10 protein-coding genes are annotated in these 13,619 nt (G+C 45.7%); all 10 read right to left on the minus strand.

Going from position 1 to position 13,619, the window contains the following annotated elements:
- Positions 1-11: 11 nt before the first annotated feature.
- Positions 12-1,559 carry a chemotaxis protein CheW gene (locus tag ACXAFM_RS04465; RefSeq protein WP_474827281.1) on the minus strand — a complete coding sequence of 516 codons (1,548 nt, stop codon included), beginning with the start codon at positions 1,557-1,559 and terminating at the stop codon, positions 12-14.
- A gap of 29 nt (positions 1,560-1,588) precedes the next feature.
- Positions 1,589-3,496, minus strand: a complete 1,908-nt coding sequence (locus ACXAFM_RS04470) for a methyl-accepting chemotaxis protein (RefSeq protein ID WP_474827282.1) — start codon at positions 3,494-3,496, stop codon at positions 1,589-1,591.
- 373 nt (positions 3,497-3,869) lie between these two features.
- On the minus strand, positions 3,870-4,250 hold the full coding sequence (gene mutT / locus ACXAFM_RS04475; RefSeq protein WP_474827284.1) for an 8-oxo-dGTP diphosphatase MutT: 381 nt from the start codon (positions 4,248-4,250) through the stop codon (positions 3,870-3,872).
- Positions 4,250-6,958: a preprotein translocase subunit SecA gene (gene secA / locus ACXAFM_RS04480; protein ID WP_474827286.1), complete on the minus strand. Its 2,709-nt coding sequence runs from the start codon at positions 6,956-6,958 to the stop codon at positions 4,250-4,252. The genes mutT and secA overlap by 1 nt, the downstream gene beginning before the upstream one ends.
- 179 nt (positions 6,959-7,137) lie before the next feature.
- A complete protein-coding gene (locus ACXAFM_RS04485) occupies positions 7,138-8,016 on the minus strand; it encodes a peptidoglycan DD-metalloendopeptidase family protein (RefSeq protein ID WP_474827288.1) in 879 nt (292 codons plus the stop codon).
- Between the two features lie 208 nt (positions 8,017-8,224).
- On the minus strand, positions 8,225-9,136 hold the full coding sequence (lpxC, locus tag ACXAFM_RS04490; protein ID WP_014980041.1) for a UDP-3-O-acyl-N-acetylglucosamine deacetylase: 912 nt from the start codon (positions 9,134-9,136) through the stop codon (positions 8,225-8,227).
- A 213-nt stretch (positions 9,137-9,349) separates the two neighbouring features.
- A complete protein-coding gene (ftsZ, locus tag ACXAFM_RS04495) occupies positions 9,350-10,516 on the minus strand; it encodes a cell division protein FtsZ (protein WP_474827290.1) in 1,167 nt (388 codons plus the stop codon).
- A 109-nt stretch (positions 10,517-10,625) separates the two neighbouring features.
- Positions 10,626-11,855 (minus strand): cell division protein FtsA, encoded by a 1,230-nt coding sequence (gene ftsA, locus ACXAFM_RS04500; RefSeq protein WP_071815699.1) that lies wholly within the window; start codon positions 11,853-11,855, stop codon positions 10,626-10,628.
- 7 nt (positions 11,856-11,862) lie between these two features.
- Complete coding sequence (locus ACXAFM_RS04505) at positions 11,863-12,633, minus strand: cell division protein FtsQ/DivIB (protein ID WP_474827292.1); 771 nt, start codon at positions 12,631-12,633, stop codon at positions 11,863-11,865.
- Positions 12,634-12,635: 2 nt separating this feature from the next.
- Positions 12,636-13,619 carry a D-alanine--D-alanine ligase gene (locus tag ACXAFM_RS04510; protein ID WP_474827294.1) on the minus strand — a complete coding sequence of 328 codons (984 nt, stop codon included), beginning with the start codon at positions 13,617-13,619 and terminating at the stop codon, positions 12,636-12,638.

Here is a 13,619-nt window from a genome sequence, read left to right on the forward strand (position 1 = left end):
AGCCTACTTAACTAGCATTGCGTCTGCGCTTGAGCCACGGCGTTATCATTTAACAAAACATTGGGCTCTATAATTTGAATAATGCGCTTTTCGTCGTTTAATTTTATTAATCGACTTAAAAATTCAGACTGCATTTCTGACAACGAAGGCGCTGTTTCAATGGTTTGTTTGACCACAGTTTTTACTTCTGCAACGCCATCAACAATAAAGCCTGTACGCTGCTTATCCTTCGTTAGCACAACAATTCGCTGTCGTTCAGATGATTCACTGCTTGGAATGCCTAGACGACTTCTTAAGTCGATGACAGGTAGCACCGTGCCACGCAGATTTACAATCCCTTTTAAGTAATCAGGGGTACTTGGAATGCTCTCTAGCTTTTCAGGTACACGGGTTATTTCTTGGGTGTCATCAATGCTTACGCCATATTCCTGACCATTAATCCAAAATATGACGTATTGCTCGCAATCATCTTCATTGATGGCGCCCTCGTTATTCTCGCTCATCTGTGACTCCTGCTTTATGTCTTCATCCAGCGAACTCAACGCTGTCATGAGCGCTCGGCTGTAGACATTATTTAGGTTTATTATCGACACAAGACGCTTTCCACCGTCACTTCTGTACACTGCTTCAAGAACCCCTGACTCAGCGCCGTCATTACAGACAGAAGGCACGGCCTCTAGCTCGCTTTCAGAAATGGAAACCACATTGCTTACTTTGGCAACAACAAACCCTACGCTGCCGAAGTCGCTGTTCTGAGCAATGACAATACGTGAGGCCTCATTAATTTCCGTATGAACCATGCCAATGCAGTTTGCTAAATCGACGATGGGAATTATTCGACCTCGCAAATTCACTAGCCCTAGCACTGATGGTGCACTTTCTGGTAGTTGAGAAATTTCAGTGGGTACACGAACAATTTCTTCTACATCTTGTAAATGAAATGCGAACTCTTGATCTTCAAGAGAAAAGCAAACCAGTTGCTGCTGGCTATGGTCATCTGATTCAACAATCTCGTCGTCACTGTCTATGTGATGCATTCCCGACAGTTGCATCGTATTACCATCCTGCTTTGTTACCGCTTGTGCTCTGGCTAAAGACGAAACATCGAGTATTTGTTCTACTGGCTGGTCATCTTGCTTGATAATGCCCTGCATGTATTCATAGGCGATAGATTCGGTCATCGATTTTTTATCAATTACCGTATCATTGGGCACCCCAAATACTTTCAGTACTCGGTCAACCATAAACCCAACGCTACCCAACTCAGATTCCACAACAACTACGCGAGTCACATCGGTAATTTGTGAGCTTAAACCCAGCAAAATCATGCTTAGATCATATACAGGTAAAACATTGCCTCTTAGGTTGGCTAACCCAATCATTTGAGCAGGTCCAAGTGGCACCGACACCACGGTAGGAACCCGTATTATTTCGCCTACAGAGTGCATCGGAAAAGTAAAACGCTCTTCATTCACAAGAAAGGAAACGAATTGCTGTTCACCGTCACTCGTGTCGTCCTGAAGATTTTCAGTACTTTCTACATTTGAAACATCAGTCATAAGAAAGACTCCTCTGACAAGGTGAACCGTTAGCCGTTTTGCATTTCATCTGCTACCGAGGCAATTTCTTCGATAGATTTTGCAAGGATCTCCATGCCTTTACTCTGTTGCTCAGCTGCATTCAGTGCTTGCTGACAGTTGCTGCTTGCCTGCTCGTTGGCAGCGGCTATCTGTTCGAGGCCTTTTTGCGCTTGTGTAACACCTGCGGCAATTTCCTCACCGCGATCCTTCATCGCTTGGTTATACTCCACTACCTCTGAAATATCGGCGGCTATCCTTTCAACGTCTTTGGTTGTTTGTACCGCCTTCATCACTTCTCGTGATGCGCTTTCAGCTACGTTGGTAAGGTCCGTTTTAACACTAACCGTTTGGTCTTGAATGGCTTTTATGAGGTCTTTGATTTGTTCTACATTTTCGGCTGCTTCGTCGGCTAAGCTTTGAATGTCAGCTGAAACAACCGCAAAACCTTTACCATACTCACCCGCTCTCGCTGCCTCGACAGCGCCATTTACCGCGAGCATGCTGGTTTTAACCGAAACCGTTGTAATGGTATCGATGACCTTGTCAATTTGGCGAGTCATGGATTCCATCTCGTTAATTGCACTTACATTCTCTTTACTGGTTTCAAGTGCTAAGTTGATACCACCTACCATGCCTTCGATAAGGGCACGGTTCTCTTTTAATAGCTCGGTTATTGCAATACCTTTCTCTAACGCAACATCGCACTGAGATGACGCCTTATCAACGCCCTCTCGCAATAAGTCAATATTACCGACGGCTTGATCTACCGAACTCGCTGCTTGTTGCGACCCATTGTTCACCTGAGTTAGCGCTGTCATAATCTCGCCAGAAGAGCGATTAATCTCTTCTAGCGTCGCCGATAATTCCTCTGCAGAAGATGCCACTTCTTCAGCGCTTTTATTTATATCGGTGCTATTTTTTAACTCTTCGGTTATAAGTTCTAACGACTGAGCTGCTTGTTCTGCCTGCGATAATGCAACGCTCTGTTCAGATACGTTGGAAGATACCTCTTGAGCTGCCGTAGATTGTTCATCCGCTGCGCAAGAGATAGTTTCAGAGCCTTGTTGAATTTCTTTGGCTGCGCCATCCATCGATTTAACTTGTGCTTGAAGCTCTTCAGCTCCATCAGCAATCGATTTCATATCATCTTTGATAGTGACTAATTGCTCGGTAACAGCTTCACCTTTAGTAACCTCTTCAAGTGCGGCTTCTGATGAAGACTTAACAGCATCAGATACTAGATTTGATTGTTCCTGAATTTTTTCAATTTGCTTAGCGATGTCGGCAGCGCTTTTGTCAGACACCTCAGCGAGGGCACGCACCGTGTCAGCCACTACAGCAAAGCCCTTACCATGCTTACCGGCACGACCGGCTTCGATAGCAGCATTAAGCGCAAGAAGATTGGTTTGATCAGCAATGCGCGTTACTTGTTTAACGGCCTCGCCAATGTTAGAAGCCTGTTGTTCTAACTCGCTCATCATCACGACCGAACGAGATTGATGTTCTGAAGCCGTCTTAACACTGGTCATCATAGTGCCCAGATCTCCGACTACACGTTCTAAAAACGTTTGTAGTTCATTGGTTTTATCCATGGTTGCGCCTGCAAGCTCAAGCTGCGCGACTAAGCCGCCTGATATCTGCGTGACAGCCGCTAAGCTTTCTTGACTGGCACTGCTTGATTCTTCGGCACCCGCTGCAATTTCATTTACAGCCGTGGATAGCTGGTCTGTTGCGCTAGAGGCTTGATTCACACCGCTAACTAATTCGGTAGTAGCCGACGCCACGCGCTCGGCGGCTTGTTGTTGCCTTGCTAGCGTTCGAGCTTTTCGGCGCTGATCTTCAGCTTCTTTTCTCATTTTCGCATCCACGTGAACTGTGGGTGCGGCTACTGGGTCAGATGATTTTTTGAGCGCCATAATTAACCTCGATATATAAATGGCTGTTAATGCACCTTTTAAATATCGTTTAAATCTTATCCCCTTAAAGTATGAATCCGGATACGTTTATATAAAAACAAGCACCCAACGCACAAATTCTCGTGCCCCAACCCCAAAATGTCATTAAAGTCACAAATGGCGCTTTTTAATATTGCTATATAAAAACAAAAACTTATATATTAGGCGTTATGCAAGGTGAGAATGGCGATTTTGTCAAAGTACAAAAGTCTAATAACGTGGTTAGAGGTGTGTTTTTTTTGAAAAGAAAATGTTCGAAAATGAGTAGTTTATACTTAGGTATAATAAAAAAGCGGCCATTGGCCGCTTTGATTTGTAGCTATTTAGATCGCATTCACCGCAGTGCGCTAATAATAGGAACGTTAGCTTCTGGAAAGTCAGAGGCGTTAAGTGCTTTCACATTTACCCATCGAGATTGTTGACCTTCTTTGCCATGGGGCTCGCCGGTAAAATCACACACTCGATGAACATCTAGTTTAACTTGCTTGTCGCCATAATCATGGGTGATCACAATCACAGGCTCGCTGCGGTTCACAATAATCCCAACTTCTTCAGCAAGCTCTCGCTTCAGCGCCTGTAGAACGGTCTCACCTTCTTCTACTTTGCCGCCAGGGAACTCCCATTTTCCGCCTTGGTGAACGTTGTCTGGGCGAAGGGTAATAAATATGTCATCGCCGCGGGCGATAACGCCCACAGCAACATGTACCACTTTCATTACTTAAGCTTACCGTGACACTGCTTATACTTTTTACCAGAGCCACAAGGACATGGGTCGTTACGGCCTACTTTCGCGCCTTCGCGAACTTGCGTACGTACCTTGTCACTTGCCTCTTCTGGCGTTGCGCTCGCTTCTTCGTGCTCAAAATTCTTAGGCACATCGTCAGCTTGACGACGCTGCTCTTCTACTTTTTGCACGTCTTCTTCGGCTTGTACTTTTACACGCGCAAGAATAGTGATCACTTCAACTTTAAGCGCTTCTAGCATTTGCGAGAACAGTGCAAACGACTCACGCTTGTATTCTTGCTTAGGGTTCTTCTGCGCATAGCCGCGTAGGTGAATGCCTTGGCGTAGATGATCCATCGCCGCCAAATGCTCTTTCCAGTGGCTATCTAGGTTTTGAAGCATTACCGCTTTTTCAAACTGGCGCAGTACCTGCTCGCCCACTACCGCTTCTTTCTGCTTATAAGCGTCAACGACTTCGCCAAGAATGCGCTCGCGAAGCTTCTCTTCGTAAAGCTTGTCGTCATTTTCAAGCCAAGTCTTGATTGGCAAGTCTACGGCGAAGTCGGCTCGCATGCGCTCTTCAAGGCCGCTTACATCCCACATTTCTTCAAGAGATTGTGGCGGAATGTACTCATCGACAACGCTTGAGATAACATCTTCACGAATAGCTGCGATAGTCTCGCTAATATCACCTTCATCAAGAAGCTCATTACGCTGTTCGTAAATAACTTTACGCTGATCGTTTGCAACATCATCGTATTCAAGCAACTGCTTACGAATGTCAAAGTTACGGCCTTCTACTTTGCGCTGTGCATTTTCAATGGCGCGAGTTACCCATGGGTGCTCAATGGCTTCACCGCGCTCCATACCCAAACGCTTCATCATATTGCCCATTTTTTCAGAGGCAAAGATACGCATTAGCGCATCGTCTAATGACAGGTAGAAACGGCTTGAACCCGGGTCACCCTGACGGCCCGAACGACCGCGAAGCTGGTTATCGATACGGCGAGACTCGTGACGCTCTGTACCAATAATGTGTAGACCACCAGATTCAAGTACTGCGTCGTGGCTCTTCTTCCACTCAGCCTTGATCTTTTCGATTTGCGCTTCAGTTGGATTTTCAATTTTCTCAACTTCCGCTTGCCAGTTACCACCTAACACGATATCGGTACCACGACCTGCCATGTTAGTCGCAATCGTAACCGCGCCTGGCTTACCAGCTTGTGCAACGATATCCGCTTCGTGTTCGTGGAACTTTGCGTTTAGTACCTTATGAGGGATTTTTGATTTCTTAAGAATGCGAGAAATCAGCTCTGAGTTCTCGATAGACACCGTACCCACTAGCGTAGGCTGACCGCGTTTAACGCACTCTTTAATGTCTTCAACAATGGCTTCGTATTTTTCTTCTGCCGTTAGGTAGATAAGGTCAGCCATGTCTTTACGCTGCATAGGGCGGTTGGTTGGGATAACTACCGTTTCTAAGCCGTAAATATGGTTAAATTCGAAGGCTTCTGTATCGGCAGTACCTGTCATACCCGCAAGCTTGTTATACAAGCGGAAGTAATTCTGGAAGGTAATTGACGCAAGGGTTTGGTTTTCGTTTTGAATACGAACCCCTTCTTTCGCTTCTACGGCCTGGTGCAAACCTTCAGACCAGCGACGGCCTTCCATCGTACGACCCGTATGCTCGTCAACAATAACGATTTGGTCTTCTTTAACGATGTAGTCTACGTCTTTAGCAAACAACTTGTGTGCACGAAGCGCAGCGTTAATATGATGAAGCAGTGAAATATTACCTGCAGCAAACAGCGACTCACCTTCAGGCAACAAGCCTTCTTCATGAAGTATCTCTTCAACGTGTAATTGACCGCGCTCGGTAAGGTGTATTTGTTTTGCTTTAAGGTCAATAGTGTAATCACCATCGCCTTCTTGACCCTCTTCATCTTCTTTTTCTTGCTGAACAAGCTTGGGAATGATGACGTTGATACGGCGATATAACTCGGAGCTATCTTCAGCCTGGCCAGAGATAATAAGTGGCGTACGGGCTTCGTCGATTAAGATGGAGTCAACTTCATCCACTACCGCATAGTTAAGCGGGCGCTGAACGCGATCTTGCGGGCTAAACGCCATATTGTCGCGCAGGTAATCAAAACCAAACTCGTTGTTGGTTCCATAGGTAACATCTGCTTGGTAAGCGTCGCGCTTTTGCTCAGGTGACATACCCGGTACGTTGCAACCTACGCGCATACCTAAAAACATGAATAACTGATTACTCCACTCAGCATCACGACGTGCTAGATAGTCATTCACGGTAACAACATGAACACCTTTGCCCGATAGGGCATTAAGGTAAGTTGGCAACGTAGCCGTTAGGGTTTTACCTTCACCAGTACGCATTTCAGATATTTTGCCTTCGTGAAGTACTTGGCCGCCTAGCATTTGCACGTCAAAGTGACGCATACCGTAAACACGTTTACTGGCTTCACGCACCGTAGCAAAGGCTTCAATAAGGATACTATCCAGGCTTTCACCTTTTTCGATACGGGCTTTAAATTCGTCCGTCTTAGCCTTTAGCGCCTCATCGGAAAGCTTTTCAAATTCTGCTTCCAGTGCATTAATGGCATCTACGTTTTTGCGTAATTTTTTTAATAATCGGTCGTTTCTACTACCGAATACTTTTCGAAGGATGCTTGAAAACATTAGCTTTTATATTCCACTACTTGTCGAGGCGCCGCACATCGTGCACAGCTAAATTAAACGTATAAAACACAATATTAATTACATTGTGTTTTGCGATGTTCTTAAATTATGCTTCTTCGCTTCAAATGACCTCAACTAATAAGGCATCATCAACGAGAATTACCTGGCTGCTACCTTGTCTACTTTTTGTAAACGAAAGGCAGAGGATCGATTGGTTTTCCGTTTCTTATTACTTCGTAGTGGACATGAACACCCGTAGAGCGCCCTGTATTGCCCATTTTTGCAATTGGCTCCCCTTTGGTCACCACATCACCTATTGAAACAGTAAGGATGTCGTTGTGCCCATAGCGGGTAACATAGCCATCACCGTGATCAATTTCTACTAGTTGGCCATAGCCATAGCGCTCACCCGCCCAGGTTACAATACCTGCGGCAGTTGCTACTACGTTTTCCCCTGCTTTACCCGCGAAGTCTAGCCCTTTGTGCATAGTAGGTTCGCCAGTAAACGGGTCGGCCCGCATACCATAATAAGAAGACAACCACCCTGACTCTATCGGACGACCAGATAATTGGCTCTGTTCGTTGATATGGTGACCCCTTACCAAACTTTCAAGCATAGACAATTGTTGAGACTTTAAATCAAGTGATTGCTCTAATTTAGCTATTTCGTGAAGGATGGGGTCGTCTTGGAGGTTTTCCGGTATCGATACCGGTACGAAAGCGTCCAGGTCAGCCGCTGACATACCTAATTCTGTTGCGATTTGCTTGCCCTTTTCGTCAAGTAGCGAGGCCTGTGCAGACAATTCTGCTACATGAGAAAGCAAAGCTTTTAGTTTTATTGTGGTTTGTTGCTTTAGCGCCTCAACGTCTTTTTGTTTTTCGCTGACTTCAGTTTGCGCTAAGCGAACCCGTGCGACATCTTCCGACACAGATTCAGTAGAACGGCTCGACACTAGCATAAAAATAGACGAGAGCACGGTTGCGCTCACGAGCGTACGGACACTAATGCTGTGTCTGTAGCGTTTATTTTTACCTGCTAATGTGATTGTTAATTTCATACCACGAAGAAAATTGCTGTTTCACGCCACTCTTTTTCATACCACTTCATAACACTATGAATGTGTTTTAGCCAAAGGCGACAACCTTCAACTTATAGTTTTTTTGTCGAATGGGTGAAATTTATATTAATTATTCGGCTACTGTATCATTTATTACAGTAATTGCCATATGAAAAAAAGCCGCCCGTTAGGCGGCTTTTCTAAATTTTTACGCTAACGCCGGTTGAGCGTAACGAATTGGTGCCGTTTCCTGAGAGTCGTAGGTCACAAACTCCCAACACTCTTTCTGTGCCAAAACGGCATTTAAAAGTTTGTTGTTAAGGCCGTGCCCAGTTTTATAAGCACGCAGCTCACCAATTAAACTATGACCGCCAAGGTATAAATCACCAATGGCGTCCAAAATTTTGTGCTTTAAGAATTCATCATCGTAGCGTAACCCTTCAGGGTTAAGTACGCGGAACTCATCTAGCGCCACAGCATTTTCCATGCTGCCACCCAACGCTAGGTTGTTAGCATTCATGTACTCTAAGTCGCGCATAAAACCAAAGGTACGTGCGCGGCTAACTTCGCTTACATATGAACATGAATCGAAATCCATCACCATATGCTGACGAGTTTGACTGATCACAGGGTGATCAAAGTCAATTTGGAAATCAACACGGAATCCATCGTAAGGCACTAATTCGGCCCACTTGTCGCCATCTTCTACACGAACTGGCTTTTTAATACGAATAAACTGCTTGGGCGCGTTTAGTTCTTCGATACCGGCAGATTGAAGTAAAAATACGAACGGGCTAGCACTTCCGTCCATAATTGGCAGCTCGTTACTGTCTACTTCAACAATAATATTGTCGATACCTAAGCCTGCAAGCGCAGACGCTAAGTGCTCTACCGTTTGGATAGTTACACCGTCTTCGTTATTCAGGCACGTACACAGCATGGTATTACCTACCGCGTTCGCACGCGAAGGTATATCAACATGTGGTTCAAGGTCAACACGCCTAAACACGATACCCGTGTTTGCTGGCGCAGGTCGGAGAGTCATTGTGACCTTTTCCCCTTTATGAAGCCCAATTCCGGTCTCTTGTACCGATTGCTTGATTGTACGTTGTCTAATCATCTGCTTAAGCTTTTACCTATTAAAAAAGCGGGCGCGAATTATAGTGAGTTATTACTCACATGTCAAAAAACACCCGTTCTGGCAAGTTTCACCTTGTCAGATTACGTATTTTTTCGACCTATTCACGCGAAATTCTTCACGCTGTGTAAATACATCTTAATGAGTAAGACAACACAAACGTAAAATAATTCCCTTCCTTTTCAGGCAGCTAAATTAGTCTGCCTGCTTACGAAGAAACGCAGGAATATCTAAATACTCCAAATCGTTGTCTGGCTGAGCACTATCGTCAGCTTTCAGCGCTTGGTTACCTTCTGTACCACCTACTGCAGAACGCGGCTCACTTGCCTGTGAATTACCGTATTCCTTAGCCGGCTGTGTAAGGCGAGAACCTTCTGCGCTTACTAATGAAATGTCAGGCTTACGCTCCGCGCCAATACCGGTCGCAACAACCGTTACGCGAAGCTCATCTGTCATTTCCATATCGATAACGGTACCGACAACCACGGTCGCATTTTCTGATGCGAACGCTTTAACTGCGTTACCCACAGTTTCGAACTCATCGATAGCGAAATCAGGACCCGCTGTGATGTTTACAAGAATACCGCGTGCACCTGACAAATCGATATCTTCAAGCAACGGGCTGGCAATTGCTGCTTCCGCAGCTTCTTCAGCGCGGTCTGGACCACTTGCTGCACCGCTACCCATCATGGCTTTACCCATCTCAGACATAACAGTACGTACGTCTGCGAAGTCAACATTGATCAGACCAGGGCGAGTAATAAGCTCCGCAATACCTTGAACGGCGCCGCGCAATACATCGTTTGCTGCGCTAAATGCTTGAAGAAGCGGCGTGCCTGGGCCCATTACTTTTAATAGCTTTTCGTTAGGAATGGTAATTAACGAGTCAACATTGTTGGCAAGCTCTACAGTGCCTTGCTCAGCAAAAGAGGTACGCTTTTTACCTTCAAATGGGAACGGCTTAGTCACTACCGCTACTGTAAGAATGCCCATTTCTCTAGCAATCTTCGCTACTTCAGGTGCTGCACCTGTACCTGTACCACCGCCCATGCCGGCTGTAATGAAAACCATATCGGCACCGTCTAGTGCCTGACGAATGGTTTCTCTGTCTTCTTGCGCAGCTTCGCGACCAATATTTGGATCGGCACCTGCACCTAAGCCTTTGGTTACGCTTGAGCCAATTTGAAGTGTTACGTCTGCACTTGAGCTACGAAGCACCTGTGCGTCGGTGTTAACTGCGATAAATTCTACGCCTTCAATGCTTTGAGACACCATGTGCTCAACGGCATTACCACCGCCGCCACCGACACCGATGACTTTGATTACGGCTTCTTCGCCGTGACTATCCATTAATTCGAACATACTTACTCTCCGGTTGTACGTCTTTTTCAACACTACGCCAGGTCATTCCCTTAGGCTAATTGCTTCCTGCTAGCCTTAATGCCGTAGCTATAGCGCCCCCAAAATAAAATTAAAATTCACCTTTAAACCAGCTTTGCACTCGATGAAATAAGCTTTCACCGGTCTTCTGCGTACTGGACTTCTTATTATCAGATTGTACTTTGCCATATTGCAGCAGCCCTACGACTGTTGCAAAGCCAGCATCATCAACGTATTCAGACAAGCCTTTTACGTTGATGGGTTTGCCCACGCGCACGGGCATCTGGAAAAGTTCTTCTGCAAATTCCACAGCACCTTCCATCTTAGCGGTACCGCCAGTAAGTACAAGACCTGCTGCGATTTGCTCTTCCAGACCGCTGGCACGAATTTCATCATGTACCAGCTCAAAAAGCTCTTGATAGCGAGGTTCAATCACCTCAGCTAGCGTATGACGAGACATCACTCTAGCTGGGCGCCCACCCACGCTAGGCACTTCAATGCTGTCTTCCATACTCACCATATCTTTCAATGCACAGGCATAATTCACCTTTATTTCTTCTGCATTGCTAATTGGTGTTCTAAATATTTTAGCGATGTCGCTGGTAATTTGATTACCCGCAACCGGTATAACTGCCGTGTGGCGAATAGCACCGTCTGTGAATATAACCATATCCATAGTGCCGCCACCAATATCAACCACACACACACCAAGCTCTCGCTCGTCGTCAGTGAGTACCGCATAACTTGATGCCAATGCTGAAAAGATCAGCTGATCGGCATTAAGCTCACAACGCTCAACACACTTCACCATGTTTTTCGCCATATCGTCGGCGCAAGTAATAATGTGAGCATCGGCTTCCATTCTTACTCCTGACATGCCAATTGGATTTTTAATACCCTCTTGCACATCAATGGTAAATTCTTGAGGTAACACATGAAGTAAACGCCGTTCCGCTGCAATTGGCACACTGCGTGCCGCGTGAATAACGTTATCTACATCTTCTTGTGTTACTTCTTGGTTGTTAATCGGTACCATGCCATTTTCATTTTGGCATTTTACATGACGTCCCGAGATAGACATGAAAACTGAAGACACTCGGCAATCTGCCATTAACTCCATCTCGTTTACTGCACGCTGTACCGACTTAACGACCAGGTTTAAATCGTTAACGCCGCCCTTATCCATGCCTTTCGATGCATGGGTGCCCACGCCTACGATACTGATTTGATCGTCTTCTAGTAATTCACCCACCACGGCCTTTACTTGGCTGGTGCCGATATCTAGCCCTACAATCAAATTGCGTTCAGCAGGTTTTGACATGGTTTCCTTAACTCTCTTCATCTGTGGCGCTGTCGTCTTTCCATCCGACTGCTACGCCCGTGTCATAGCGAAGGTCGACGTATTTCACCGCCTTCTCTTGTTGCGCCAAAAGTGGATAAACATCAATAAACCGTTGAAGCCTATCGATAAACTCCTGACGCCCTAAATTTAATTTAATGCCGTTTTTCAACTGCACTTGCCACGCAAATCGCTCACTCAATGACAATTCATCGATTGCCATGTCTGTTGTTGCTATTAACGCATGCATCGAGTTATAGCCCTCAAGGGCGGTTTTTTCACTGCCGCCCGGACCGTACAAGCGCGGCAAATCAAGCTTCACGCCTTCGTCGTTAAACGTATCCCCATAAGGGTTTAACAACAAATCTTCATTCCATTGCGCAACCGGCTGCTGCTCAACCAAATAAATTTTTAACGTATTTGGCCACTTCTTTCTTACTGACGCGCGATAAACCCAAGGCTGCGCTTCAACAAGCTCAAATACTTCGTTGACGTCAAGCGCGAAAAAGCTTCCAGGCTGCGCCTTGCGTATTAACCGCTCTAGCTTGGTAATATCGATGTGCTGATAATCACCAGAAAAATCGATAACCTGTACCGGCATTTGCTGTTCATCCTGCAAATACTGGTTTGCTTTAAGCCCGCCAAATACTAACCCAGCAATTACAAACAGTAAGAAAGCGACCCCGCCCCACACTGCCGTTTTGCTTTTTCCGCCTTTTTCAGAAGCAGACTTAACTTGGTTAGTATTGGTATCCGCCACGTTTACGCCTTGTTTGCAACGTCATCAAAACTGGTAGAAAGAATACTTAGTACCAGTTCGTCAAATGTTAATCCTGCAACTTTGGCTGCCTTCGGCACCAAACTCTTTTCTGTCATGCCAGGTACTGTGTTCGCCTCTAGCAAGTAAAATTGCCTTTGGTTGTCCTGCATAACATCAATTCTTCCCCAGCCGCTGCCAGAAATAGCGTCAAAAGCACGAGATGCTAATTTTGCTAACTGTGCTTCTTGCTCTTCAGACAAGCCGCTTGGGCAATAGTATTCTGTTGTATTATCCTGATATTTCGCAGCATAATCATAGAACGTATGTGGAGTAGACATGCGAATAGACGGCAACGCCTGCCCCTGTAATACAGAAACAGTAAATTCAGGGCCGTCTATATACTGCTCTAACAGGACTTGATTATCGTATTTAAAGGCGTCCTGAATGGCAGTTTCGAGCTGTTTAGCGCTTGTCACTCTCGCCATGCCAATACTCGACCCTTCTCTGGCCGGTTTTACCATGACTTCATTCCCCAATTTATCCATTATAGCGCTGCACTTACCAGCTTCAAAGTGCCTTTTATCAGCAATTTCATATTTTGCAGTGGGCAAGCCTAAACTTTGCCACACTTGCTTAGTATGAATTTTGTCCATTGCCAGCGCAGAACCTAAAACTCGGCTCCCTGTGTAGGGGATTTTTAGGAACTGAAGGGCGCCTTGCATAGAGCCGTCTTCACCACCGCGACCGTGCAACATAATGAGCGCTCTATCGACGTTGAGGTCGATAAGGTCGGTCAATGGTCGCTCTGCTGGGTCAAACGCGAACGCATCAACACCTTGTCTCAACAAGGCATTTAATACCGCATTGCCCGAGTTAAGCGATACTTCGCGCTCAGCAGAATCACCACCAAGTAGCACTGCGACTTTGCCATACTCATTTGTCGAGTGCGTTTTCTGTGACTTAACACTTACTGAAGGTGTAAACAT

It is taken from the genome of Alteromonas sp. ABD4_190 (assembly GCF_056160105.1).

What these genes read in the sequence shown, in the direction of transcription:
- ftsA (WP_071815699.1), bottom strand. Translation starts at nt 11,855, where the DNA reads ATGTCAAAACCTGCTGAACGCAATTTGATTGTAGGGCTAGATATCGGC.
- ACXAFM_RS04470 (WP_474827282.1), bottom strand. Translation starts at nt 3,496, where the DNA reads ATGGCGCTCAAAAAATCATCTGACCCAGTAGCCGCACCCACAGTTCAC.
- ACXAFM_RS04485 (WP_474827288.1), bottom strand. Translation starts at nt 8,016, where the DNA reads ATGAAATTAACAATCACATTAGCAGGTAAAAATAAACGCTACAGACAC.
- ACXAFM_RS04465 (WP_474827281.1), bottom strand. Translation starts at nt 1,559, where the DNA reads ATGACTGATGTTTCAAATGTAGAAAGTACTGAAAATCTTCAGGACGAC.
- lpxC (WP_014980041.1), bottom strand. Translation starts at nt 9,136, where the DNA reads ATGATTAGACAACGTACAATCAAGCAATCGGTACAAGAGACCGGAATT.
- ACXAFM_RS04510 (WP_474827294.1), bottom strand. Translation starts at nt 13,619, where the DNA reads ATGTTTACACCTTCAGTAAGTGTTAAGTCACAGAAAACGCACTCGACA.
- secA (WP_474827286.1), bottom strand. Translation starts at nt 6,958, where the DNA reads ATGTTTTCAAGCATCCTTCGAAAAGTATTCGGTAGTAGAAACGACCGA.
- mutT (WP_474827284.1), bottom strand. Translation starts at nt 4,250, where the DNA reads ATGAAAGTGGTACATGTTGCTGTGGGCGTTATCGCCCGCGGCGATGAC.
- ftsZ (WP_474827290.1), bottom strand. Translation starts at nt 10,516, where the DNA reads ATGTTCGAATTAATGGATAGTCACGGCGAAGAAGCCGTAATCAAAGTC.